The sequence below is a fragment of the Pseudomonas sp. ABFPK genome (genome assembly GCF_001586765.1).
Lineage (GTDB): Bacteria > Pseudomonadota > Gammaproteobacteria > Pseudomonadales > Pseudomonadaceae > Aquipseudomonas > Aquipseudomonas asiatica.
This window is the reverse complement of sequence record NZ_LQXW01000025.1, coordinates 1-22777: the sequence shown is the minus strand read 5'-3', so window position 1 is coordinate 22777 and position 22777 is coordinate 1. Positions and strand designations below refer to the sequence as shown.

The 22777-nt window shown below is 63.5% G+C and carries 23 protein-coding genes; 18 read left to right on the top strand and 5 right to left on the bottom strand.

Features of this window, described 5'->3' with window-relative positions; translation table 11 throughout:
* Positions 1 to 37 precede the first annotated feature (37 nt).
* On the top strand, positions 38 to 517 hold the full coding sequence (locus WM94_RS17515; RefSeq protein WP_003254393.1) for a chemotaxis protein CheW: 480 nt from the start codon (positions 38 to 40) through the stop codon (positions 515 to 517).
* 1 nt (position 518) lies between these two features.
* Complete coding sequence (locus WM94_RS17510) at positions 519 to 914, top strand: DUF2802 domain-containing protein (protein WP_015271199.1); 396 nt, start codon at positions 519 to 521, stop codon at positions 912 to 914.
* A 56-nt stretch (positions 915 to 970) separates the two neighbouring features.
* Here WM94_RS17510 and WM94_RS17505 read toward each other — a convergent pair whose 3' ends face one another.
* Positions 971 to 3835 (bottom strand): dermonecrotic toxin domain-containing protein, encoded by a 2865-nt coding sequence (locus WM94_RS17505; protein ID WP_061551795.1) that lies wholly within the window; start codon positions 3833 to 3835, stop codon positions 971 to 973.
* Positions 3832 to 6585 (bottom strand): dermonecrotic toxin domain-containing protein, encoded by a 2754-nt coding sequence (locus WM94_RS17500; RefSeq protein WP_061551794.1) that lies wholly within the window; start codon positions 6583 to 6585, stop codon positions 3832 to 3834. Before WM94_RS17500 ends, WM94_RS17505 begins: the two co-directional genes overlap by 4 nt.
* 233 nt (positions 6586 to 6818) lie before the next feature.
* Between WM94_RS17500 and WM94_RS17495 the strand changes: the two genes are divergently transcribed.
* The 6 genes from WM94_RS17495 (at position 6819) to WM94_RS17470 (ending at position 11976) form a co-directional block, all read left to right on the top strand.
* Entirely contained in the window at positions 6819 to 7394 is a 576-nt protein-coding gene (locus tag WM94_RS17495; protein WP_061551793.1) for an N-acetyltransferase, read from the top strand.
* 72 nt (positions 7395 to 7466) lie between these two features.
* A complete protein-coding gene (locus WM94_RS17490; protein ID WP_061551792.1) occupies positions 7467 to 8189 on the top strand; it encodes a TenA family transcriptional regulator in 723 nt (240 codons plus the stop codon).
* Positions 8190 to 8212: 23 nt separating this feature from the next.
* Entirely contained in the window at positions 8213 to 9442 is a 1230-nt protein-coding gene (locus WM94_RS17485) for an MFS transporter (protein WP_061551791.1), read from the top strand.
* Positions 9443 to 9492: 50 nt separating this feature from the next.
* Positions 9493 to 10758 (top strand): aminotransferase class I/II-fold pyridoxal phosphate-dependent enzyme, encoded by a 1266-nt coding sequence (locus tag WM94_RS17480; RefSeq protein WP_061551790.1) that lies wholly within the window; start codon positions 9493 to 9495, stop codon positions 10756 to 10758.
* Positions 10751 to 10978 carry a hypothetical protein gene (locus tag WM94_RS17475; RefSeq protein WP_003257320.1) on the top strand — a complete coding sequence of 76 codons (228 nt, stop codon included), beginning with the start codon at positions 10751 to 10753 and terminating at the stop codon, positions 10976 to 10978. Before WM94_RS17480 ends, WM94_RS17475 begins: the two co-directional genes overlap by 8 nt.
* Positions 10979 to 11049: 71 nt before the next feature.
* Complete coding sequence (locus WM94_RS17470; protein WP_054573514.1) at positions 11050 to 11976, top strand: dienelactone hydrolase family protein; 927 nt, start codon at positions 11050 to 11052, stop codon at positions 11974 to 11976.
* 12 nt (positions 11977 to 11988) lie between these two features.
* On the opposite strand, the gene WM94_RS17465 is transcribed toward WM94_RS17470, so the two are convergent.
* The 3 genes from WM94_RS17465 to WM94_RS17455 form a co-directional block, all read right to left on the bottom strand.
* Positions 11989 to 12960 carry a GlxA family transcriptional regulator gene (locus WM94_RS17465; RefSeq protein WP_061551789.1) on the bottom strand — a complete coding sequence of 324 codons (972 nt, stop codon included), beginning with the start codon at positions 12958 to 12960 and terminating at the stop codon, positions 11989 to 11991.
* A 91-nt stretch (positions 12961 to 13051) separates the two neighbouring features.
* Entirely contained in the window at positions 13052 to 13396 is a 345-nt protein-coding gene (locus tag WM94_RS17460) for an EscU/YscU/HrcU family type III secretion system export apparatus switch protein (RefSeq protein WP_039612711.1), read from the bottom strand.
* The gene (locus WM94_RS17455; protein WP_061551788.1) at positions 13393 to 14949 is read right to left on the bottom strand and encodes a flagellar hook-length control protein FliK; all 1557 of its coding nucleotides are present in this window, start codon (positions 14947 to 14949) and stop codon (positions 13393 to 13395) included. The genes WM94_RS17460 and WM94_RS17455 overlap by 4 nt, the downstream gene beginning before the upstream one ends.
* Before the next feature lie 265 nt (positions 14950 to 15214).
* Between WM94_RS17455 and ccmA the strand changes: the two genes are divergently transcribed.
* The 10 genes from ccmA to WM94_RS17405 are packed head-to-tail and all read left to right on the top strand — an operon-like array spanning position 15215 to position 22566.
* Positions 15215 to 15847: a cytochrome c biogenesis heme-transporting ATPase CcmA gene (ccmA, locus tag WM94_RS17450; protein WP_061551787.1), complete on the top strand. Its 633-nt coding sequence runs from the start codon at positions 15215 to 15217 to the stop codon at positions 15845 to 15847.
* Positions 15835 to 16512 carry a heme exporter protein CcmB gene (gene ccmB, locus WM94_RS17445; RefSeq protein ID WP_013973563.1) on the top strand — a complete coding sequence of 226 codons (678 nt, stop codon included), beginning with the start codon at positions 15835 to 15837 and terminating at the stop codon, positions 16510 to 16512. Before ccmA ends, ccmB begins: the two co-directional genes overlap by 13 nt.
* Before the next feature lie 46 nt (positions 16513 to 16558).
* The gene (locus tag WM94_RS17440) at positions 16559 to 17326 is read left to right on the top strand and encodes a heme ABC transporter permease (RefSeq protein ID WP_012273476.1); all 768 of its coding nucleotides are present in this window, start codon (positions 16559 to 16561) and stop codon (positions 17324 to 17326) included.
* Complete coding sequence (gene ccmD / locus WM94_RS17435) at positions 17323 to 17499, top strand: heme exporter protein CcmD (protein WP_003257324.1); 177 nt, start codon at positions 17323 to 17325, stop codon at positions 17497 to 17499. Before WM94_RS17440 ends, ccmD begins: the two co-directional genes overlap by 4 nt.
* A complete protein-coding gene (gene ccmE, locus WM94_RS17430) occupies positions 17496 to 17951 on the top strand; it encodes a cytochrome c maturation protein CcmE (RefSeq protein WP_013973561.1) in 456 nt (151 codons plus the stop codon). Before ccmD ends, ccmE begins: the two co-directional genes overlap by 4 nt.
* Positions 17952 to 17962: 11 nt before the next feature.
* Positions 17963 to 19936 carry a heme lyase CcmF/NrfE family subunit gene (locus WM94_RS17425; RefSeq protein WP_177342405.1) on the top strand — a complete coding sequence of 658 codons (1974 nt, stop codon included), beginning with the start codon at positions 17963 to 17965 and terminating at the stop codon, positions 19934 to 19936.
* Positions 19933 to 20469: a DsbE family thiol:disulfide interchange protein gene (locus WM94_RS17420; RefSeq protein ID WP_061551785.1), complete on the top strand. Its 537-nt coding sequence runs from the start codon at positions 19933 to 19935 to the stop codon at positions 20467 to 20469. The genes WM94_RS17425 and WM94_RS17420 overlap by 4 nt, the downstream gene beginning before the upstream one ends.
* Positions 20466 to 20954, top strand: a complete 489-nt coding sequence (locus WM94_RS17415; RefSeq protein ID WP_003257333.1) for a cytochrome c-type biogenesis protein — start codon at positions 20466 to 20468, stop codon at positions 20952 to 20954. The genes WM94_RS17420 and WM94_RS17415 overlap by 4 nt, the downstream gene beginning before the upstream one ends.
* On the top strand, positions 20947 to 22137 hold the full coding sequence (gene ccmI / locus WM94_RS17410; RefSeq protein WP_015271184.1) for a c-type cytochrome biogenesis protein CcmI: 1191 nt from the start codon (positions 20947 to 20949) through the stop codon (positions 22135 to 22137). Before WM94_RS17415 ends, ccmI begins: the two co-directional genes overlap by 8 nt.
* Before the next feature lie 12 nt (positions 22138 to 22149).
* Complete coding sequence (locus tag WM94_RS17405) at positions 22150 to 22566, top strand: hypothetical protein (RefSeq protein WP_013973557.1); 417 nt, start codon at positions 22150 to 22152, stop codon at positions 22564 to 22566.
* Positions 22567 to 22777: the final 211 nt, after the last annotated feature.

Genomic DNA, 22777 nt, shown 5'->3' with positions numbered 1-22777 from the left:
GAACACACCGCCTGTGGCGGATTTTGAGGGTAGGGGAATGAAAAAGTCGTCTGCACAAGGTTCCGAAGATCCGATCCTGCAATGGGTTACCTTCCGTCTGGACAATGAGTCCTACGGCATCAACGTGATGCAGGTGCAGGAAGTGTTGCGCTACACCGAGATCGCCCCGGTGCCGGGTGCACCAAGCTACGTGCTGGGCATCATCAACCTGCGCGGCAACGTGGTGACCGTGATCGACACCCGCCAGCGTTTTGGCCTTATGCCGACTGAAGTCACCGACAACACCCGTATCGTCATCATCGAGGCCGACAAGCAAGTGGTCGGTATCCTGGTCGACAGCGTGGCCGAGGTGGTCTACCTGCGCCAGTCCGAGATCGAGACCGCGCCGAACGTGGGTAACGAAGAGTCGGCCAAATTCATCCAGGGCGTGTGCAACAAGAACGGCGAACTGCTGATCCTGGTCGAACTGGACAAGATGATGACCGAGGAAGAGTGGTCCGAGCTGGAGAACATCTGAGTTGATCCTAGAGGTTGCTGTCATCTTCCTGGCGCTGGTCTGGGCGCTGAGCCTGTGGTTTTTCCTCAACTACAGCAAGCGCCAGCGCGAGCTGGCTGCGCAGCAGGCAGCGGGTGACGCGCTGCGTGACCAGCGCATCAAGGACCTGGCCAAGCGCCTGGATGATTACCAGAACGGTACCGTGCGCATGGGCGAGGCGCTGCATGACTTGCGCGTGGCGGTTGCGCCGCTGCCCGACAAGATCCAGCAACTGGAACAGCGCGACCCGCACAACGTCACCTTTACCCAGGCGGCCAAGCTGGTGGGCATGGGCGCCAGCGTGGCGGAGCTGACCGAAAGCTGCGGCCTGACCCAGGCCGAGGCAGAGCTGATGAGCAAGCTGCATCGCGGCAACTGAATGCCATGAATCTTGTGCGGCCCCAGGCACAGCGGCCGCGCAAGCCCGTCCGGCCGTCAGTAACCCTGAGCGTTTCCGGCCATTGCGACCTCTTCCAGGGGGAGCAACCGCAGCTCTGCACGCCGTTGTGCTGCTTCATCCAGCAGCGCGTCGTAGTTCAGGGTGTGCATGTTTGCCAGGTCCGCCACCTGCCTGAATGTGTACAGCTCAGGTAGACGTTGGTCGATCACATGGTTGAGCACCGCAGGCCCGGTCAGCGTGTTGAGCCTTTCGGTATAGGCCTGGAATGCCGCCGCATGCTGTCGCGGAGGTTTGGGGACCTCGTAGAACGCCTGGCCCTCCGGGGTGAGGTAGCGCGCCAGGATCTCGTCGGAAATGGCGTTCAGCACCGGATTACCAGCGCGGCTACCAATCATGCTGGTGTTGTAGCTGGTATACATGCCCAATTGCGCATTGCACACCGGGCTCCTCAACAGCAGCCCGTCGAGGGGCGTGGTGAGCGGTACGCTGTCGATCTTTGCCCGTAACTGCCCGGTTGCGTCCGGCTCGACCAGCAGATGGTCGTCAATATCCAGGTAGATGCCGCCTTCGCTATGCAGGATGCGGTAGCGCAAAATATCGGAGGCCGAGGAGAAGTTGCTGGCCACACCGCCATTTCCTTCCAGCGCAGCCTGGTACTGGTCGAAGTATTCACTTGCCGCGAATTGATGATAGAAAGTCTGCTGCTCCAGTACTGCAACCTTCAATCCCCTGTCGATGCGGGGCTGCAGCAGGGTCATGTTACGTTCGAATGCCTGAGGGTTGGCGTTGGAGAGGTAGAGTTTGAGCGTGAAATCGCTGTTGCGCAGTGCCTGCACGTTGTTGTCGAGCGCGGCCAGGTAATCACCGGCGATCGTCCTGTCACCCAGCCAGATGTGAAATACCTGCCTGGGGACGGGTATGCCTGGTGCAGTCCCCAGCGCATCGAGGTCGATGGGCAGCTGCAGATCGATACCCAGTGCCCGCAGCGTGCGCGAGCGCGATGCCGGGCTGATTTCCCGCAACGGGTCCGTATTGGGCAGCAGTCGGCTGATCGAGGGCTGCAGCGGATCGGCGCTGGCCACATAGTGCTGGGCGCCGCGTGTGCCGTTGGGGTACTTGAGCACGAAACTGTCCTGTCGGGCGTCGTAGTACAGCGGGTGTGGGCCATTCCCCGCATCGCCGATCAGTTCGTCACCTGTGCCGAATGCCTTGCGCCGCGTTACGCAGCGGGCAACGTGTGAGTCTGCGCCGGGCAAGGTGGTGGCTACTTGGTCACCCGCTACTGCCAAGTCCTGGAAATAGGGTGTCATCGCAGGCCCGGGCCAGCGTGGCGGCGAGACCGGGCTCAGCGGGTAGCCTATGCGGCCATTGAGCCTCACCGGTTTGATGAAGCCAATGGGGCGTTGGCCGAACAGCGCCTTGCTCGCCTTGACCCCGCGCGCCAGCCCAGGGGCTGCGTTCAGCAGGCCGAACACGGCCTGCTCCGCGCCTTCGAGCTGTTGGTTCACATTCTTGCCGTGCAGCGCCTGGTCCAGGCCCACTGTAAATTGGGCCACCCCGGCCACGGCAGCCAGGGGTAGCAGTCCGGGAACCATCAGCAGAAACGGTGTGGCCAGGTTCATGGTCAGGTAGAAATAGCTGCGCCATGCGGCCTTGGTCACTTCACTGTCGCGCGTGATCAGGAAGTCGGCGTCGGATTGGCTGCGTTGACGTTGTGCCACCGTCAATGCATCGAACAGGTTGTATTCGATGCGTGGGCTGGAGGTGTCTGCCTTGTAGTTGATCAGGGTGTGCGGGTTCCAAACCCTGGCCAGGCGATACACGCTGGTTGCAGGCAGGATGATCTGGCGGGGCGGGAAATCGGCCATGCCCTGAAGTACCCGACGCAACCCCGAGCGGCCAATCCTGTCCGGAATATCGCAGGCCCTGAAGTGGGCAAGCAGGGCTGCCCGTTTGTCGGCGTCGCGGCACTGCCTGGCAAGCCACGCACGCATGGCACCTGGGTTGGCGAACTCATGCAACGGCGCCGCATTGCCCGGTATGTACAGCAAGGTCAGGCGGCTGCGCATATCGCTCAGGCAGAGGATGTCGCTCGATGGGTAGCCATTGATGTTCAGCAGCCTGGCCTCTACCCCGTTGTCACTGAGGTTGGCGCCGTGGTGCCAGCGTTCCACGCCTGCCGCCCGCCACGCCAGGCTGCGCCCCTGTTCACTGAGTTTGCCCCGCAATGCTTGCCTGTTGCAGGCAGCGAGGAATGCGATGCACGCGCTGACGCTGTACTGGCTGGCGGCATGGGCCCAGAAGTCATCGAGCTGGCGTTTGAATACACCCTGGAAGTCGAGTTGCCAGATGAAGGACTGGAAGGTCGTGGCGTCGAACTGCACATAAGTGCTGGCGTCGTAGCGCATGGGTGCGGTCTGGCGGAAAAGGCCATGGAATTCGGTGTGCACATCGATGTCGTGGTCCAGGCCACTTCCTGGCAATTCATCGACGATCGTCACCTGGCCATTGCTGAAGGCCTGGGCCCAGGGCGCTCGACCGTGTGGCAGGGAAAGCTCTGGCAGTACACCTAGCAGGTCGACGGTGGCCGTCCCGCCTCTTAGCAGCAGCTGCGCGGTTTGCTCGGCAACCTTGGAGTAGCCGCTTTGCTGCCAGTTGCCAAGCAGCGCTTCGGTCAGGCTCATTTGTTGGACGATCTTGGCCAGCCAGCCCCGCTTGGGAACGAATTTGCAATGCAAGGTCACTGCAAGCGTGTTGTCGGGTTCCACGTCCAGCCGCTGCTGGCTGGCCCATTCGCGGATGGCTGCACTGGCACTGCAGTCAGGGCGAGGCACGGAACCCAGCATTGCCTTGACGTAGTCTTGGCCGGCTGCGCCGACCACAGGTTGGCGCGGGTTCATGTTCGGCTCCAGGAATGGTTGCCACCGACAGTGGCGAAGCGGTTCAGAGGCAGGAGTGTACGCACCGAATCGCGCATGCGTGGCAGATCGACGAACCGGTAGGCATTGATGCGCGGCATCCCATAGAGATTGGTGAGCTGGCGCAGGATGCGCAGGCTCGGCAGTTGCCGATCGACCACGTCGCTGAGCAGGGCAGGGCCGGTGAGGTAGCTCAGGCGGCTGGCATACTCATAGAAATTCCCCGGGTCTTCAGCCAGGCTGGGCTTGCTGTCGTAGAAGTCGCGATTGAGCTGGTAGCGTGCGTACATCTCTTCGGAAATGGCCTCCAGGGTGGGGTTGCCGGGGTGGCTGCCGATGAGGCTGGAGTTGTAGAGGCTGTTCATGCCCATCTTTTCATTGGACATGGGCGGTACCAGCAGCAGCCCATTGGCGTCCGTGCTCAAATCGACCTGATCGATGGGTTCACCGGCGGCACCTACCGGTTGGCCGTCGATGATCAATGAGTATTCGCCTGGCGCGAGCAAGGTGTCATCGACATCCATGTACAGGCCACCTTCGTGGTGCAGCATCGGGTAGCGCAGCACATCGCATGCCGATGCATAGTTGCGGGCAACGCCGCCGTTGCCATCCAGGGCAGCGTCGTACTGCGCGTAGTACCTGCTTTGGCGGAAAGCCCTGAAGAAGGCCTGCTCTTCCAAGGGCAGCACCTGCAAGCCCGGGGCATGACTGGCCAGCAGCTCCAGGTTTTCGGCATAGGCCTGCTGGGCAGTGCTGGAAAGGAACAACCGCATGCTGTATTCGCTACCTTGCAACCGCGCTGCGTTCTGGCCCAAGTTGGCCAGCAGCTCCGGGCCGATGATCTGGTCACCGACCCACAGGCAGGAGATGTGCTTGGGTATTGGCCAACTGCCTGGCGCTCTGGCCGGCACCTGTAGCGGCAATGGCAGGTCCACGCCCAGCGCCCGCAGGGTACGACTGCGCATCGCATGGGTAACCACGCGCCCTTGTGGCGCGGGGCGCAGGTTCCGGCTGCCGGGTACCGCCACGAAGCCGACAGGGTCGACCTGGTTCAGGTCTTCGGCCCGAATGAATACGTCCCGCTCCATGTCGTAGATCACCTTGGCGTTGTAGCCATCGATGTTCGCTGCCAGGGTGTCTGGCTCACCATCGTACTGGGGTGTACGAATGACGGCGTCGGCAACTGCCTGGTCAGCGTCCTCCAGTGGCTCTATCGGGTCGGTGATATGGAAGTAGCTTGCGCCCTCGGGCTCCGGGAAGCGCGGTGGCGAGAGCGGGCTCAGGGGGTAGCCGATCTGTTCATTCAGCCGCGTCGGCGGCGCGAAACCTTCGACCTTGAATTCGAACAACGCCTTGGCCCTTGCGGCAGCGCCTGCCGCCAGGGGCAAGGCGTTGAACAGGCCCCAGGTGATGTTGCCGATGCCTTCCTGCTGCTGCTGAAGTGACTTGCCGTTGATTGCCTGGTCGAGCCCCAGGCCAAGCTGGGCGATACCGCCGACGGCCAGCAGCGGCCCCAGGCCGGGTACTACCAGGCACAGTGGCGCCAGCAGGTTGAGCGTAGTGGCCAGGTAGCCACGCCACCTGGCCTTGATGACTTCGCTGTCAGCCGTGATCAGAAACGCGGCATCGTCGTAGCTGCGCTGACGCTGGCGCTCGGCCAGTGCCTGGAACAGGTCGCCCTTGATTTTGGGGTTGTACTTGGCTGGTCGATAATTGACATAGGTCTGCGGCGGCCAGGTGCCGTCGTCGTTGAAATAGCCGTGTTCGGGCGGCAGCAGGTGCCGTTCAGGGTAGGCGCCCAGCCCCTCCATGGCAGTGTCCAGGCCGCTGAAGTCGAGGCCTTGCGGACAATCTGCCAGGCGAAAGTGCTGTTTCAGGGCCTGGCGCCTGGTCGGGTCTTTGCATTGTTCACCGACCCAGGCCTTCAATTCTCGTTCGCTGCTGAACGTCAGCAACGGTGAGCTGTTGCCAGGTACGTACAGCACCGTCAGGTCGGTGGCGGGGTCGTTTAGGTACAGCAGGTCGGTCGCTGCATAGCCGTAGATGCTCAACGTGCTGCGTCGCAGCCTGTTGCGCCGTGGCATCAGCCCGGCCGCTTGCCAGACCAGTTGCCGTGCAGGTTCGCTGAGGCTGCCCTCGCTGACCTGTCTGTTGCAGGCTGCGATGAAGTTGAGCTTCAGCGCCAGCCTGTGACTGTGCAGATGGTCACGCCAGTAGACATCCAGCGCCGCCTTGAAAGGCTGCTGGAAGTCCAGGTTGTTGATGAACTGCTGGAAGGCTTCGGCGCTTACCGGCAAATGGGTGGAAGCGTCGTAGCGTTGCGCGGTAGTGCGCCGGAACAGTCCGTTGAATACCTCGAAGGGTGCCCCGTAGTGATTGAAGGCGGGGGCCGGGAGGGTGTCCACCAACCGTATCGGACCTGCGGGTAACGCACCGGCCCATGGTGCTTGCAGCAGCTTGCCGAACACGTCACTGGCCGACTCGCCCTGCCAGTTGCCCAGCAGTGCCTGGGGCAGGCTGGTGCGCTGGCTGATTGCGGCCAGCTGGCCACCTGCGCCATCCGAACAGTAGTGGAGGGTAACGACGTCGAGCTGGTCCGGGTCCAGGTCATGGCCTTGCTGCGCAAGCCATTGGCGGATGGCGCGGTTGGCTTCACGATCGGGGCGAGGCACATGGCCGAGGTGGTCTATAACGTAATGCGTGCCCATCACGTTGATGCGGGTCGAATGCATGGGGGGTATACCTTGCGCTGAGATGAGGTCGGCAAGGTTGAAACAGGGGCGCGGGAAAACGGTGGTAGATATTTCGGTACAGGACCTGACCGTTCTCATCGCACCTGGCCACGGTCGCTGATGGCATTTTGCATGTATGTCACTATCCTTCCGTTTCCTGTCCGGTTCCCTTCTTACCCGGGGTCGTACTTAAACGTTTAAATCCCTGCCTGTACGCACAAGGGATTTACGCAATGAACACCCTCTCTTCAAAGCAGTTGGCCCCCGGCGAACCACAGTTGCAGTGGTTGCGCCAGGCTGACAGCGATACCGCGCCAGCCATCATGCAACTCATCAACAGCACGGTTGGCGATGGCGGTGTTCTGGGTTACGAGCACGAGATGTCTGCCGGGCAGAGCGTCGAATTCACGGCCTCGCTGCAAGAGCGCATCCGTGGCGGCGATACCCACGTCCTGCTCGGCCAGGCAATGGCAGGGCCGGCATGCCTGGTCATCCTTTCGCGCAGCAGCATGCCGAACTGCCGGCATATTGCCGACCTTAGCAAGGGCGTGGTGCATCCGTCCTATCGCGGGTCCGGCCTGGTGGCACGGGCTTTCTGCGAAGTCGTGCGCTTGTGCCAGGCCCAAGGTATCGAGCTGTTGACCCTGGATGTGCGCGAGGGCACTCGTGCACACCGGTTATGGCAATCCTTCGGGTTTAAGACCTACGGCGTGCTTGACGACTACGCGCGGGTCGATGGCGTGAAGCATCGCGGCCATTACATGGCCCAGACCGTGGAAAGCCTTGCGCTGCGACTCAACCTGCACTGAATTGCCCTTCATTGACCCCGCCTGCGGTCATCCCCGTCAACGGCAACTGCTCATTCACCAAGGAACGCCCCAATGGCCTTATCTACTGCAGATTTTCGCGATCAGTTGGAGCAGAAGCTGCACCACCATCTGACCTTGTCCCACCCCATATTCGAGGAATTGCTTGCGCCTGAGGGCAACCGGCCGCTGCTGCGCAAGGTCGCGCTGCAAGGCTACCAGCTCACCAAGTATTTCCTGACTTATGTCGAGCACCTGTTCTTTTATTGCCCGCTACCCGCCCACAAGCGGGCATTGATCACCAATTGCTTCGAAGAAGAAACCGGCCGGCTTTCGCGCACCGATAACCATGTCGTGCTCATGCAGAACTTCCTGAGGGCGCTCGGTATCACCGATACCGAGCGTGATGCCGAGCAACCGCTGCCAGCCACTCGGGAGTTGATCGATTTCCGCCTGCAGGCGGTACGGGACCCGGCGCGTTATCACATTGGTGCAGCAGCAGTGATGATCGCCAGCGAGGGGCAGAACCTCGAGACCGTCGCTGGAGATGCACGGCACGTGTTGCTGGGGCGAGCCTATGGCCTGACCGAACAGGACCTGCTGTTTTTCTCGGTGCACCAGAAGGAAGACGTGGGCCACGTCAATGAAGGCTTGGACCTTGTCTCGCAGTTGTGCACCACCGCGCAGATGCAGGAAGAGGCGTTGCAGGCGGTAGACCACACCTGCCGGCTGTTCTACGCAATGTACGAAAACATGTACCAGGCCTATTGCCGAGCTCCGCAAGCCGAGGCGGTGTAATGCCCACACGATAAGGATTGGCCATGAAACAGAAATTCAGCTCTACCTTGATCGTCTCGGTGCTGGTAGTCGGCTTCGTGGTGATGTTTCTGTCCAGCGCATTGAAAGGGTTGTACCAAGTCTACTTCGTCGACCTGGCCTCGCACTTTGGCGAGGGGCGCGCAGCCTTGGCCACCGCAGGATCGCTGTTCGTCCTGACCATTGGCCTGGTGTCGCCCGTGGTGGGGTGGCTGAGCGACCGGGTTGGCCCCTTGAGCACGGTGGCCCTGGGTAGTCTCAGCGGCGGGGTGGTGCTGCTGGGCGTGACCTTCGCCGGCACGCACCTGCTGGTGTTCACCCTGGTGTATGGCCTGCTTGGAGCCTTTGCCCTTGCGGCGATGACCTATGTACCCATGGGTATTCTGGTCGATCGCCTGGTCGCCGAACGGTTCAAGGCCTTCGCTTTCGCATTCGTCACCAACGGCACGTCCATCGGCTTCATCGTGCTGTCGCCGTTGTGGATCATGCTGCAGCAGAGCGTGCCCTGGCAGTCGGTGTTCTCTTGGGTTGGCCTGATCTTCCTGGTGCCTTTGAGCCTGGCGCTGTATTGGGTATCCCGCACCGTGCCGCTGAAGCCCGACCCGCAGGCGGCAAAGGTCAGGCATCCGGTGATGTTTCTGCTGCGTGACCCGCGCTTCTTCGTGCTGGCGCCCAGTTTCGCCAGTTGTGGTGCCACCATGGCGTTCATCGATGTTCATCTGGTGTCGTTCTGGCAGGGTGAGGCGCTGCCCAGTTCGGTGCAGGCCAGCGGCCTGAGCCTGCTGGGTGTGCTGGAGCTGGTCAGCGGCCTGCTGGCGGGTTGGTTGGCCACCCGCTACAACAAGGGCCTGTTGCTGATGATGTTCTACCTGCTGCGAACCGCTGCGGTCATCGTGCTGCTGACCACGCCCGGGCCCCTCGGAACGTACGTGTTCGCTGTGCTGTTTGGCGCCAGTTACCTCGGAACGGTGGTGCTCACGTCTGCCTTCTGCTTCGCGCTGTATGGCGCCGAAATCAAAGGCAAGGTGTTTGGGATGCTGTTCCTGGTACACCAACTTGGCGCCTTGGTAGCCACGCAGCTGGGCGCACTGGATTTCGACCGGCATCAAAGCTACCAGCTGACCTTGGCCGGCCTGGCCACGGCCACGGCGGTGGCTGCCCTGGCATCCTTGTGGCTGGTAGCAGTTCGCCCTTCAAGCGAAACCCTGGCCACTCAACTCGCCGAACCTGAATAGTCCACCGATCAATTGCGCATTGTTCAATGCAAACAAGGAGGCGCATAACCATGCAATCGACCGTGATTGGCCTGGATGATTTCAACGCAACTGATTTCAATGCAACCAGGGCATTGCATGCTCACCGGGTCAGCGACCTGTCCGATGTGTTCTGTGAACCGTTGGCCATGACGTCCGCCTATACCTTCGCTTCAGCCAAAGAGGCATGCGAGCGCTTCAGCGGCCAGCAGCAAGGCAATGTATACAGCCGGTTCACCAACCCGACCGTCCAAGCGTTTGAAAACCGTGTGGCAGCGCTCGAACGCGCTGAAAGCGCAGTGGCGTTCGCTTCTGGTATCGGCGCTTTCACCGCGCTTTGTCACGCCTTTCTCCAGCAAGGCGACAACATCGTCTGCAGCCGGGACGTGTTCGGCACTACGGTCAATGCCTTCAGCTACTACATGGCCCGCTTCGGGATCGAGGCCCGATTCGTCGATTTGACAGACCTGGCGCAGTGGAAGTCAGCAATCGACGGCAGGACCCGCCTGGTGGTGTTGGAGTCGCCCTCCAATCCGCTGCTGAAAATCGGTGATATCCGCGCCATAAGCATGCTGGCACATGAAAAAGGGGCATTGCTGGTGGTGGACAACACCTTGCTGACCCCGGTTTTTCAGCGGCCACACACACTGGGAGCGGACCTGGTCATCCACTCCGCTGGCAAGTACATGGATGGCCAGGGGCGTGCATTGGCGGGCGTCGTGACCGGTTCGCAAAGCCTCCTGCAGGTGTTGCGGGGTGTTCTGCGTACCTTGGGCATTTCTTGCAGCCCGTTCAACGCCTGGCTGCTGCTCAAAAGCCTGGAAACCCTCGAAGTCAGAATGATGCGGGCGCAGGAGAGCGCCTTTGAGCTGGCACGCTGGCTTATGGATCAGGACCTGGTGACTGCAGTCCATTACACCGGCCTTGAACACCACCCCCAGCATGCATTGGCGTGCCGCCAGCAGGACGGCCATGGCGGGCTATTGGCTTTCGAGATCGTCGGGGGCCAGGCCGCAGCCTGGCAATGGATTGACGAACTGCGTTGTGTGGCGCGCTGTACCAACATCGGCGACACCCGCAGCATGGTCACGCATCCGGCCACAACCACACACGGGCGGCTGGACGCACAGGCACGCCAACAGGCGGGTATCACGGATGGTTTGATCAGGTTGTGTGTCGGCCTGGAGCGTGTTGACGATATCAAGGCCGACCTGCAACAGGCCTTCCGGGCCGTGTCCTCGCAAAGGTCCATGGCCGCGACGGCCGGCCGTGCCTGGAGCGCGGTGTTCAATGGCTGAACTGCTTGCTTCAGGATTCGGCATCGGTGTGTTCGCCGTGGGGGTGCAGATCCTTGCATTGATCGCGGTGTATGGCACGGCCTGCGCGAAGGAGGTGCGTTTTTATGCCGTGGCTTTTGTGCTGGCGAGTTGCGTGATGACAGGTATGGCGATGCTCGACCCGTTGGCATTCACCCAATGGCATGTTGATGGCCTGGCACTAATGACGATGTGCGGCTGATGCCAGGCGCCGCCAATTTTCGATAACGGGTGCAGGTTCAACACCCGCTCATGACGTTCAGGGGTAACCAGATGTTCAAAGTAATGGCCATCAGCTTGGTGCTTGGCTGTGCGCTTCCGTTCGCAGCGGCCCGGGCTGAGGTCGCCGCCACCGATAGCGGCACCGTTGCCACTGTCAGCAAACGGCTTGTCTCTTTCTATAGTCAGCCACTGCCATCCGCCGGCAAGGCGATACCGATTCGGGTTCCGGCTGTGTTGTCGCTGCCGGCCAACGGTGCGGGCCCGGTACCGGCGGTGATCATCCTGCATGGCTCGGCGGGCATGGATTCGCGCGGCCCGTTGCATGGCGGCGACCTCAATGCCCGCGGCATCGCTACGCTGGAGTTGGATATGTGGGGCGCGCGCAGGCTTGCGGGCGGTGCACAAGGGCGGCCACCACGTGTGCACGATACCCTGCCGGACCTGGCAGGCGCCCTGGCTTACCTGGCCAAGCAACCCGGTGTCGATGACAAACGCGTGGGCGTGCTCGGGTTTTCCTGGGGGGGCGTACAGGCCATGCTCGCCGCCTCTGCTCCCATCAACGACGAACTGGAGAAAGCCTCAGGCGTACGCCCCATCTCGATGGCCGCGTTCTACCCCGTGTGTTGGGGTTACAACCGTGTGCCAGGTTATACCTTCAAGCATCTGGCCCCGGCGCGCTTGCTGGTGCTGGTGGGCGAAAACGACCAGTACGACGATGACCCGCGTGCCTGTTCGTCGCTGATTTCAAACCTGCCCAGCGAAGACCAGGCGCGGGCGCAGGTGCTGGTGTACCCCGGCGCAGAGCACGGCTTCAATGGGTTGGAGGCTGCACAGGAGTATCAGGACCCGTTCCTGCACCGTGGCCAGGGAGGCGTGGGGCGTTCGGCACCTGACCCGGCAGCGCGCGACGCTTCGCGCCGGGCCGTGGTGGAGTTCTTCACCGAAAGCTTCGCCCCGACTGCGATAAGCGAGCGGTAGCAGCGCAAAGATCTAGGCGCCCTCGTGAGCCAGAGCATGGCGAAACTGCAGTGGCGGCTGCGGCATTTCCTGGCGCCATGCCAGGCGAAAGGCATGGCTGCTGCCGTAGCCGCAACGCTCGGCGATCTGTTCCACGTTGAGATGGCTGCCGCGCAAAAGCTCACGGGCCAGGTCGATGCGTTGGGCGCGCAGGTAGTTCTGCAGTGTCTGGCCGGTATTATCGCGAAACAGCCGCGCCAGGTGCCGGTAGCTCACATTGAACTGGCTGGCCAGTTGTTCGAAGCTGAAGTTGGTACCCAGGTGTGCATCCATGTAGTCCTGGGCTGCATGCACCAACGGGTGGATGTGGTTGCGCGCCAGGTCTGCCGCGCGCAGTTGCACATCTTCGCCGGCGCGGCGACGGTAGATGACCAGTTCCTGCGCCACCTGGTTGGCTACTACCTTGCCAAATTGCAGGCTGACGATGTGCAGCGCCAAGTCGGTACCGCTGGACACGCCTGCCGAGGTGAACACGCCATCATCCTCGACGAACAGGCGGTTCTCCAGCACCTTGGCTGCTGGGTAGCGCGTTCGAAGCAAGTCGACGTAACGATGGTGCGTGGTGCATTGCCGGCCATCCAGCAAGCCAGCTTCGCCCAGCAGAAACGCACCGGTGCATATGGAGCACAGCTTTATATCCGGCGTTTGCCTGACCACCTTCGCCAGCCACCGGGCTGTGGCGGTCAATATCGCGGTATCGGCGGGTGTCGCAGAGAGCTTGTTGCCCACCACGAACAGCAAGTCCTGCGGTGCCAGCCGGTCAGGCAACTGGTGCAGGCCACTCAGTGTCACGCCCTGAAAACTGCTGACCTGTTGTCTGGCGGCTATGCAACGTACGTTGACCGGTGCCAGCTGGAGTTCTTCGAGGCTCGCCATGATTTGTAACGGGCCACCGAGATCAAGGATGTGGGTGCCCGGGAGCAGCAAGAACCAGATGGTACGCATTACAGTATTCCTTACATCGCCAAGCGCCTGACCTTGAACGGCACGTTACCAATATGGCGCAAAAAGGCAATTTGCATGGATACCGTGGCGGTCAGGCGCCTTCGCCACCGGGCAGCAGCCTTCCGAGCAGCGGTGGGGTTGCCCCTGGGGCGTCAGGTTCGTCATCGAAGCCCGCAGGCACTTTGCCCCGCAGGTGCCAGGCAAAGGCGATGATTTCGGCGATGGTCAGGTACAGCGCCTCCGGTATCTGGTCTCCCAGCTCCAGGCGCGCCAGCAGACGCACCAGCTCGGCATTTTCGTAGATCGGCACTTCGTGCTCGCGGGCCAATGCCAGGATGGCCTCGGCCAGCGCATCGTCGCCCTTGGCGGTGAGGGTCGGGGCTTGCTGCCCGTCGTAGAACAGGGCAATCGCCTGGCGTGCAGGTTGGTGCGTCATGCGTTCTCATCCACCCAACGTTGTTCTACCCGCGTACGCGGGCCTTGTGGGGGGATACCAGGATGGCATTCCAGATCACCCACATCCAGGCCCCGCGCCAACAGGCGTTCGCGCAAGCTGCCGAGCTGGCTGTCGATCAGCCGGGCTGTCGCCTCGCGTTCCGCCCAAAGCTGGCCACCCAGGCGGCCTTGGCTCAGTTGTGCCTGGACTTGCACCGGGCCAAGGGGCGAGAGGTCGAAAGCCAGCTCGATACGCCACAGGGCTTGCAGCGGGTCGGCTGCTTCCTGCTGGCGGTCGGCCTGCTGTTGTGGCGTTTCCTCGCGTTGCAGCTTGACCTGCAACGGTATGAACTCCTGGCCGTGACGGATCGGCACTTCGGTTTGCCAGGTGGTCTGCAGGTTGCCGTTTTCCAGGGTACCGGTTTGTTGCAGACTGCTCATGGCATGGCTTTGCAGGCGCGATACAGCAGCGGCGGCCAGGCGCAGCAATTGTTGCAGGTCGCCTTCGTCCTCCATGGCCTTGAGCAGGCGCGACGGCAGCGGGAATGCGCCCGGCTGCGGCTTGGGGCTGACCCGTTCGAGCATGCCCAGCGCGCTGCGGGCCAGGGCCGGCATGGTAACGGCCAGGCTGGCGGGCGCCAGGTTGGGCGCCCCGGGTACGCTTGCCGGCGTGAGGGTGATCAGCCGCAGCAAGTGCGCCTTGAGGTCGGCTGCGACGCTGGCCGGGAAACCGCCCAGCAGTTTGGCTTCGAGAAAGGCACCGCTGTTGTTCAGGGCCTGCGCCACTGCCTTGGCATCACCCAGTTGCCGGGCTTCTGGCAGGCTCGCCAGCAGGCGTTCGGCGCTGGCTCGCAATTCGCCATCGGCGCCCGGGTCGCGGGCCACCTGTTGCAGGGCATTGAGCAGGCCGGGCAGCGAAGCCTGGCGGTTTTGCTGGGTCAGCAGCTGCTGGGCAATGCTGAGCTGGTCCTGGCGGCCGCTGAGCGGTACGAAACGCAACGACTGGTCGCCCTGCACCAGCGCGCTGAGCAGGCTGCCGACGGCCAGCGGTCGCGGGCTGTCCACGCTCAGGGTAGCGCCGGCCTGGGCGCTGTTGAGCAGGCTGACCAGCGCCCGGTAGACGGCGGGCTGGCCGGGCGCCTGGGCCAGAGCCTGGTTGGTCAGGACCTTGCCCTGCAGCAGGGTGCCGACCGGCACTTTGCTGGTGTCCAGGCGGGTGAGGGTGGCGACCTGGCTGGCGCTGGCCTGCTGCAGCATGATCGCCAGGCGGTTGCTTTCGGTCTGGCTGACCGTGACCTGGCTACCCTGGGGCAGGGGCTGGCTGGCGCTGGCTTGCAGCTGGGTCTGGGTGCCGTTGGCCAGCATCAGCCGCAGCACCAGCTGGAAGTCCTGGCCCACCTGGCGCAACGACATGACTTCGGCCTGGGCGGTCTCGCCGGGGGCCATCAAGCCGGGTTGCGGTTGTGTCAGGCGCAGCAGTTCGCCGGTCATGCCCGCCTTGATGGCCTGGGGGTTGATTGCGGTTTGTGCGCCGAGACTATTGATTTCAGTCATGATTGTATACAACCTGTCGAACCCGCCCTCTTGGCAGCGCGGCGGCGCGTGTAATAATGCCGACCGTCCGTCGTTGCCAGTATAACGGCAGCGAGGGGGGCGACTTGAGATACAGGGCTAGAGGTCGGCGTCGCCTGCTTCGCGGGTGAACCCGCTCCTACAAGGGTTTGCGCAGCTTTCAAACCCTGCGTTGAACCTGTGGGAGCGGGTTTACCCGCGAAGCAGGCGACGCCGACCTCTAGCCCTACAAAGATAAGGCGAAACCGTGACCCTTCACCTCCAAGCCGCGGGCCTGGCCTGCGAGCGCGACTGGCGCCTGCTGTTCGAGCACCTCGCTTTCGAGCTGCGGCCCGGCGACATGCTGCAGATCAGCGGCCCCAACGGCAGCGGCAAGACCAGCCTGCTGCGCTTGCTGGCCGGCCTGATGCAGCCGACGGCCGGGCAGATCCTGCTGGGCGGCAAGCCACTGGCCGAACAGCGCCACGCCCTGGCCAGCATCCTGTTGTGGATCGGCCACGCCGCCGGCATCAAGGACCTGCTCACCGCCGAGGAGAACCTCACCTGGCTGTGCGCCCTGCACCAGCCGGCCAGCCGCGAGGCGATCTGGGCGGCACTGGCGGCCGTCGGCCTGCGTGGTTTCGAAGACGTGCCCTGCCACACCCTGTCTGCCGGCCAGCAGCGCCGCGTGGCCCTGGCCCGGCTGTACCTGGCCAGCCCACCGCTGTGGATCCTCGACGAACCCTTCACCGCCCTCGACAAGCAGGGCGTGGCGCAGCTCGAGGCGCACCTGGCGGCCCACTGCGAGCAGGGCGGCACGGTAGTGCTGACCACCCACCACACGCTGGAACGCAAATCCTCCGGTTACCGTGAACTGAACCTGGGGCAATGGGCGGCATGAGCGTATTCATCCTGTTGTTGCGCCGCGAAGCGCGCCTGCTGTTCCGCCGCCCGGCCGAGCTGGCCAACCCGTTGGTGTTCTTCGCCATCGTGGTTGCACTGTTCCCGCTGGCAGTCGGCCCGGAAAGCCAATTGTTGCAAACCTTGTCGCCAGGCTTGGTCTGGGTGGCGGCACTGCTGGCGGTGCTGTTGTCGCTGGACGGCCTGTTCCGCAGCGATTTCGAGGACGGCTCGCTGGAACAGTGGGTGCTGTCGCCGCACCCGTTGGCGCTGCTGGTGCTGGCCAAGGTGCTGGCACACTGGATCTTTTCCGGGCTGGCGCTGGTATTGTTGGCGCCGCTGCTGGCGCTGATGCTGGGCCTGCCGAGCCATTGCCTGCCGGTGCTGCTCGGTTCGCTGCTGCTGGGTACGCCCGTGCTGAGCCTTTTGGGCGCGGTGGGCGCGGCGCTGACAGTCGGTCTGAAACGCGGCGGTTTGCTGCTGGCATTGCTGATTCTGCCGTTGTATATCCCTGTATTGATCCTGGGCAGTGGTGCGTTGCAAGCGGCGTTGCAGAATATGCCGGCAACCGGCCACCTGCTCTGGCTCGCCAGCCTGACGGCCCTGGCCGTGACCCTGGCACCCTTTGCGATAGCGGCCGGCCTGAAGATCAGCGTCGGCGAATAACGAGTCCCGGGCTTTCAAGCCCGGCCAATACCCTGGATGTACCCTGATGAAAATAAGCTGGACGTGGTTCCACAAGCTGGGCTCCCCCAAATGGTTCTATGCCATCAGCGGCCGCATGCTGCCGTGGCTTGCCGGCGCTGCCGTGCTCCTGCTGCTGGTCGGCATCACCTGGGGCCTGGCCTTCGCCCCCCAGGACTACCAGCAAGGCAACAGCTTCCGCATCATCTACATCCACGTACCGGCGGCGATGCTGGCGCAGTCCTGCTACGTGCTGCTGGCAGTGGCCGGGGTGGTGGGGCTGGTATGGAAGATGAAACTGGCCGACGTCGCCTTGCAATGCGCGGCCCCCATTGGTGCCTGGATGACCGCCGTGGCACTGGTCACCGGGGCCATCTGGGGCAAGCCCACCTGGGGAAGCTGGTGGGTCTGGGATGCCCGGCTGACGTCCATGCTCATCCTGTTGTTCCTGTACTTCGGCATTATTGCGCTGGGCCAGGCAATCAGTAATCGTGACAGTGCAGCCAAGGCCTGTGCGGTACTGGCGATCGTCGGCGTGGTGAACATCCCGATCATCAAGTACTCGGTGGAGTGGTGGAACACCCTGCACCAGGGCGCCACCTTCACCCTCACCGAAAAGCCGGCGATGCCCGCAGAAATGTGGTTGCCGCTGCTGTGCACGGCGCTGGGCTTCTACTGCTTCTTTGGCGCGGTGCTGTTGCTGCGCATGCGCCTTGAAGTACTCAAGCGCGAAGCGCGCGCCAGTTGGGTCAAGGATGAAGTATTGAACAGCCTGGGGCGGAGGGCCGCACAATGAGTTTCGCCACCTTCGGTGACTTTCTCGCCATGGGCCACCATGGCCTGTACGTGTGGACGGCCTATGGCATCTGCCTGGCCGTGCTGGCGCTGAATGTCGCCACGCCCGTGCTGGCCCGCCGTCGCTACCTGCAAGATGAGGCGCGCCGTTTGCGCCGGGAGAACAACCAGTGAATCCGCAGCGCAAGAAACGCCTGTTGCTCATCGTCGGCCTGCTGGTCGGCGTCGGGGTTGCCGTCGGCTTTGCCTTGAGCGCATTGCAGCAAAACATCAACCTGTTCTACACCCCGACCCAGATCGCCAACGGCGAAGCGCCGCTGGACACCCGCATCCGCGCCGGCGGCATGGTCGAGAAAGGTTCGGTACAGCGTTCGTCCGATTCGCTGGACGTGCGTTTCGTGGTCACTGACTTCAACAAGTCGGTGCCGATCACCTACCGTGGCATCCTCCCCGACCTGTTCCGCGAAGGGCAGGGCATCGTCGCCCTCGGCAAGCTCAACGCCGATGGCGTGGTGGTGGCCGATGAAGTACTGGCCAAGCACGACGAGAAGTACATGCCGCCCGAGGTTACCAAGGCCCTGAAGGAAAGCGGCCAGGCCGCCAGCGGCGGGGAGGCCAGGCCATGAACGCGGCGCTGGTGATCCCCGAACTCGGCCAGCTGGCGATGATCCTGGCCATCTGCTTTGCTGCCGTGCAGGCCAGCGTGCCGCTGCTCGGCGCCTGGCGTGGCGACAGCCTGTGGATGAGCCTGGCGCGGCCGGCGGCCTGGGGGCAGTTCGCCTTCCTGGCCTTTGCCTTCGCCTGCCTGACCCATGCCTTCATGACCGACAACTTCTCGGTCGCCTATGTGGCCAGCAACTCCAACAGCGCCTTGCCCTGGTACTACAAGTTCAGTGCCGTGTGGGGGGCGCACGAAGGTTCGCTGTTGCTGTGGGCGCTGATCCTCGGCGGCTGGACCTTCGCCGTATCGGTGTTCTCGCGGCAGTTGCCGCAGGTGATGCTGGCCCGCGTGCTGGCGGTAATGGGCATGATCAGCGTGGGCTTCCTGAGCTTCCTGATCATCACCTCCAACCCGTTCCAGCGCCTGCTGCCGCAAGTGCCGACCGATGGCCGCGACCTCAACCCGCTGTTGCAGGACTTTGGCCTGATCGTCCACCCGCCGATGCTGTACATGGGCTACGTCGGGTTCTCGGTGGCCTTCGCCTTCGCCATCGCCGCCTTGCTCGGTGGCCGCCTGGACGCCGCCTGGGCGCGCTGGTCGCGGCCCTGGACCATCGTTGCCTGGGCCTTCCTCGGGGTCGGCATTACCCTGGGTTCGTGGTGGGCCTACTATGAACTGGGCTGGGGTGGCTGGTGGTTCTGGGACCCGGTGGAAAACGCCTCGTTCATGCCTTGGCTGGTGGGTACGGCGCTGATCCACTCGCTGGCGGTGACCGAAAAGCGCGGGGTATTCAAGAGCTGGACCGTGCTGCTGGCGATTGCCGCGTTCTCGCTGAGCCTGCTGGGTACCTTCCTGGTGCGCTCCGGTGTCCTGACCTCGGTGCATGCGTTTGCCGCCGACCCGTCGCGGGGTATTTTCATCCTGATCTTCCTGCTGTTCGTGGTCGGTGGTTCGCTCACTCTGTTCGCCCTGCGCGCACCGGTGGTAAAGAGCCAGGTCGGCTTTGCCCTGTGGTCGCGCGAGACGCTGCTGTTGGCCAACAACCTGGTGCTGGTAGTGGCGGCCTCGATGATTCTGCTCGGCACCCTCTACCCGCTGGTGCTCGATGCGTTGACCGGTGCCAAGCTGTCGGTCGGCCCACCGTATTTCGACGCCTTGTTCCTGCCGCTGATGGCACTGCTGATGGTGGTGCTGGGCGTGGGCGTGGTGGTTCGCTGGAAAGACACCCCAGGCAAATGGTTGGCCAGCATGATGACCCCGGTGCTGCTCGGCAGCGCCATCCTTGCGCCGGTGGCGGGCCTTATCGTCGACGACTTCGACTGGCCGACCCTGACCGCCTTCGCCCTGGCCGCCTGGGTGGTGCTTGGCGGGCTGCGCGACATTCTCGACAAGACCCGCCACAAAGGCCTGCTCAAGGGCCTGCCTGGCCTGGGCCGCAGCTACTGGGGCATGCAGCTGGCGCACGTGGGCCTGGCGGTGTGCGCGCTGGGCGTGGTGCTGTCGAGCAACAACAGCGCCGAACGCGACCTGCGCATGGCACCGGGCGAGAGCGTGGAACTGGGCGGTTACCACTTCCTGTTCCAGGGGGCCCGGCACTTCGAAGGGCCGAACTTCATTTCCGACAAGGGCACCGTGGTGGTCAGTCGCGATGGCCGTGAAGTGACCACCCTGCACCCGGAGAAGCGCCTGTACACCGTGCAGCAGTCGATGATGACCGAAGCCGGCATCGACGCCGGCTTTACCCGCGACCTGTACGTCGCCCTCGGCGAGCCGCTGGAGAACGGCGCCTGGGCAGTACGCGTGCATATCAAGCCTTACGTCCGCTGGATCTGGCTGGGCGGTCTGCTGACCGGCCTGGGCGGGTTGCTGGCGGCCCTCGACCGGCGCTATCGCGTCAAGGTCAAGACCCGGGTGCGTGATGCCCTGGGCGTGTCTGGAGCAGCTGCATGAAGCGTTGGATCATGGTAGTCCCTCTGGCGGTATTCCTGCTGGTGGCGGTGTTCCTCTACAAAGGGCTGTTCCTCAAGCCCGACGAGCTGCCCTCGGCAATGATCGGCAAGCCGTTCCCGGCGTTTTCCCTGGCCTCGACCCAGGGCGACCGTAACCTGACCGAGGCCGACTTGCGTGGCCGCCCGGCACTGGTCAACGTGTGGGCCACCTGGTGCCCGTCGTGCAAGGTCGAGCACCCGTACCTGAACCAGCTGGCCCAGCAGGGCGTGGTGATCCACGGCGTCAACTACAAGGACGACAATGCGGCGGCCCTGAAGTGGCTGGCCGAGTTCCACAACCCGTACCAGCTGGACATTCGTGACGAGCAGGGCAGCCTGGGCCTGGACCTGGGCGTGTATGGCGCGCCGGAAACCTTCCTGATCGATGCCAAGGGCATCATCCGCTACAAGCACGTGGGCGTGGTCGATGCCACGGTCTGGCGTGAGCAGCTGGCGCCGCTGTACCAGGGCCTGGTCGACGAGGCCAGGCCATGAAGCGGGGGCTGGCAGCTGCCGTGCTGGGGCTCTTCATGGGGTTGAGCCTGGCAGGCGTGGCCAAGGCGGCCATCGACACCTACCAGTTCCGCGACGATGCCGAGCGTGAGCGCTACCAGCAGCTGACCAAGGAGCTGCGCTGCCCCAAGTGCCAGAACCAGGACATCGCCGATTCCAACGCGCCGATTGCCGCCGACCTGCGTCGGGAAATCTTCCGCATGCTCGGCGAGGGCAAGAGCAACCAGCAGATCGTCGACTTCATGGTCGACCGCTATGGCGACTTCGTGCGCTACAAGCCGGCGCTCAGCGGGCGTACCTGGCTGCTGTGGTTCGGCCCGGGGATTTTGCTGGCCGGTGGTTTCGTGGTACTGGCGCTGATCGTGCGCCGGCGCCGCAGTGCGGCCGTGCAGGGCGCCAATGAGTTGTCCGCCGAAGAACGCGAGCGTCTCGCCAAATTGCTGGAAAAAGAACAGACCCATGATTGAATTCTGGCTTAGCGCGGGCCTGCTGCTGCTCGCTGCCCTCAGCTTCCTGCTGATCCCGATCCTGCGTGGCCGTGGCCGCCAGCAGGAAGAAGACCGCACCGCCCTGAACGTGGCCCTGTACCAGGAACGCGTCGCCGAACTGGCTGCCCAGCAGGCCGCCGGCGTGCTCGATGAGGCGCAAATGGCCAAGGGTCGTGACGAGGCCGCCCGTGAGCTGCTGGCGGATACCGAAGGTGCCGAGGCCCCTCGTCAGGGCCACTTGGGCAAGGCCCTGCCGTTGCTGGCGGCGCTGCTGGTGCCGCTGCTGGCATTGGGGCTGTACCTGCATTTCGGCGCGGCCGACAAGGTTGAGCTGACCCAGGAGTTTGCCGAAGCGCCCAAGTCGATGGAAGAAATGACTGCCCGCCTGGAACGGGTGGTGCAGGCCCAGCCGGATTCGGCCGAGGCCGTGTACTTCCTGGGCCGAGCCTACATGGCCGAGCAGCGCCCCGCCGATGCCGCGCGTACCTTCGAGCGCGCCGTGGCCCTGGCCGGTCGCCAGCCCGAATTGCTCGGGCAATGGGCACAGGCGCTGTACTTCGCCGCCGACAAGAAATGGAGCCCGCAGCTGCAGGCGCTGACTGACGAGGCGCTGAAAGCCGACCCCAACGAAGTGACCAGCCTGGGCCTGCGTGGTATCGCTGCCTTCGAGGGCGAGCGTTACCAGGAAGCCATCGATTACTGGAAGCGCCTGCTGGCGCAACTGCCGGAAGGTGATACCTCGCGTGCGGCGCTGCAGGGTGGTATCGACCGCGCTGCCGAGCGCCTGGGCGGTTCGCCGGGGCAGGCTGCGGCGCCCGTGGCGGCTCGCTTGAAGGTGCGCGTGGAACTTGCTGCGGCGTTGAAGGACAAGGTCAAGCCTGACGACACGGTGTTCATCTTCGCCCGCGCCAGCAATGGCCCACCCATGCCGCTGGCGGCCAAGCGGGTGACCGTGGCGCAGTTGCCGATCGAGGTGGAACTGTCCGATGCTGACGCCATGATGCCGCAGATGAAACTGTCGGACTTTGCCGAAGTCCAACTCGTTGCACGTGTATCACGCGCTGGCCAGCCAACCCATGGCGAGTGGATTGGCCAGGGCACGCCATTGCCCAGCGCCACCCAGGCCATCCAGCACCTGACCATCGACAGCCCCGACCCGTAAGAGAGCAATGCCATGCACAGCATCGTCCGCCTGACCCTGATCACCCTGGCCCTGGGTTTGTCTGCGTGTACGGTGCATGAGCCGTACGAGCAGCCCGAACCACCGATCGAGCGCCTGCCGCCGCCGGGGCCGGCGGTCAAGCCCTTGCCGGACAGACAGCCGGCCCCCGCGCCGAGCAAGCCTGCGGCCACGCCCAAGCCGATGCCTCGCACCTCGGCCAGCTTCGCGCCGCCACCTGGCGGGGCGAGCCATTGGGACCCTAAGCTGGGTGTGTATGTGCTGGAGAAGAAACCCAATACCTTCTACCGCCAGCGGACCTACTACCGCTTCAACAACGGCTGGAGCTGGTCGCTGAGCCCGGATGGACCGTGGCAGGAGACTGACAGCAGCGGTGTGCCGGGTGGTCTGGGGCGTGCGTTCGCCCAATAATTGCAACGTTGCCGTTGCCGTTGCCGTTGCCGTTGCCGTTGCCGTTGCTTTTGCTTTTAAGCGCGCGGTAGTCCAGGCGCCGCAGATTGCGACTTCAGGAGGCCGAGCGAAGGGACTGCGGAGGGAGGTGACGGGCATGGATGCCCGTCAAGCGCTGAGGCCCCATGGATGGGGCCTGCAGCGCGTACTCCCGGGAGCAGGCCCGTAGCGA

Bases quoted from the DNA above. Each gene is read 5' to 3' on its own strand.
- WM94_RS17440 (WP_012273476.1), top strand. From the start codon at position 16,559: ATGAAAATAAGCTGGACGTGGTTCCACAAGCTGGGCTCCCCCAAATGG.
- WM94_RS17475 (WP_003257320.1), top strand. From the start codon at position 10,751: ATGGCTGAACTGCTTGCTTCAGGATTCGGCATCGGTGTGTTCGCCGTG.
- WM94_RS17455 (WP_061551788.1), bottom strand. From the start codon at position 14,949: ATGACTGAAATCAATAGTCTCGGCGCACAAACCGCAATCAACCCCCAG.
- ccmB (WP_013973563.1), top strand. From the start codon at position 15,835: ATGGGCGGCATGAGCGTATTCATCCTGTTGTTGCGCCGCGAAGCGCGC.
- WM94_RS17470 (WP_054573514.1), top strand. From the start codon at position 11,050: ATGTTCAAAGTAATGGCCATCAGCTTGGTGCTTGGCTGTGCGCTTCCG.
- ccmI (WP_015271184.1), top strand. From the start codon at position 20,947: ATGATTGAATTCTGGCTTAGCGCGGGCCTGCTGCTGCTCGCTGCCCTC.
- WM94_RS17490 (WP_061551792.1), top strand. From the start codon at position 7,467: ATGGCCTTATCTACTGCAGATTTTCGCGATCAGTTGGAGCAGAAGCTG.
- WM94_RS17495 (WP_061551793.1), top strand. From the start codon at position 6,819: ATGAACACCCTCTCTTCAAAGCAGTTGGCCCCCGGCGAACCACAGTTG.
- ccmD (WP_003257324.1), top strand. From the start codon at position 17,323: ATGAGTTTCGCCACCTTCGGTGACTTTCTCGCCATGGGCCACCATGGC.
- WM94_RS17515 (WP_003254393.1), top strand. From the start codon at position 38: ATGAAAAAGTCGTCTGCACAAGGTTCCGAAGATCCGATCCTGCAATGG.
- WM94_RS17505 (WP_061551795.1), bottom strand. From the start codon at position 3,835: ATGAACCCGCGCCAACCTGTGGTCGGCGCAGCCGGCCAAGACTACGTC.
- WM94_RS17500 (WP_061551794.1), bottom strand. From the start codon at position 6,585: ATGCATTCGACCCGCATCAACGTGATGGGCACGCATTACGTTATAGAC.
- WM94_RS17465 (WP_061551789.1), bottom strand. From the start codon at position 12,960: ATGCGTACCATCTGGTTCTTGCTGCTCCCGGGCACCCACATCCTTGAT.
- WM94_RS17420 (WP_061551785.1), top strand. From the start codon at position 19,933: ATGAAGCGTTGGATCATGGTAGTCCCTCTGGCGGTATTCCTGCTGGTG.
- WM94_RS17480 (WP_061551790.1), top strand. From the start codon at position 9,493: ATGCAATCGACCGTGATTGGCCTGGATGATTTCAACGCAACTGATTTC.
- WM94_RS17485 (WP_061551791.1), top strand. From the start codon at position 8,213: ATGAAACAGAAATTCAGCTCTACCTTGATCGTCTCGGTGCTGGTAGTC.
- WM94_RS17415 (WP_003257333.1), top strand. From the start codon at position 20,466: ATGAAGCGGGGGCTGGCAGCTGCCGTGCTGGGGCTCTTCATGGGGTTG.
- WM94_RS17460 (WP_039612711.1), bottom strand. From the start codon at position 13,396: ATGACGCACCAACCTGCACGCCAGGCGATTGCCCTGTTCTACGACGGG.
- WM94_RS17405 (WP_013973557.1), top strand. From the start codon at position 22,150: ATGCACAGCATCGTCCGCCTGACCCTGATCACCCTGGCCCTGGGTTTG.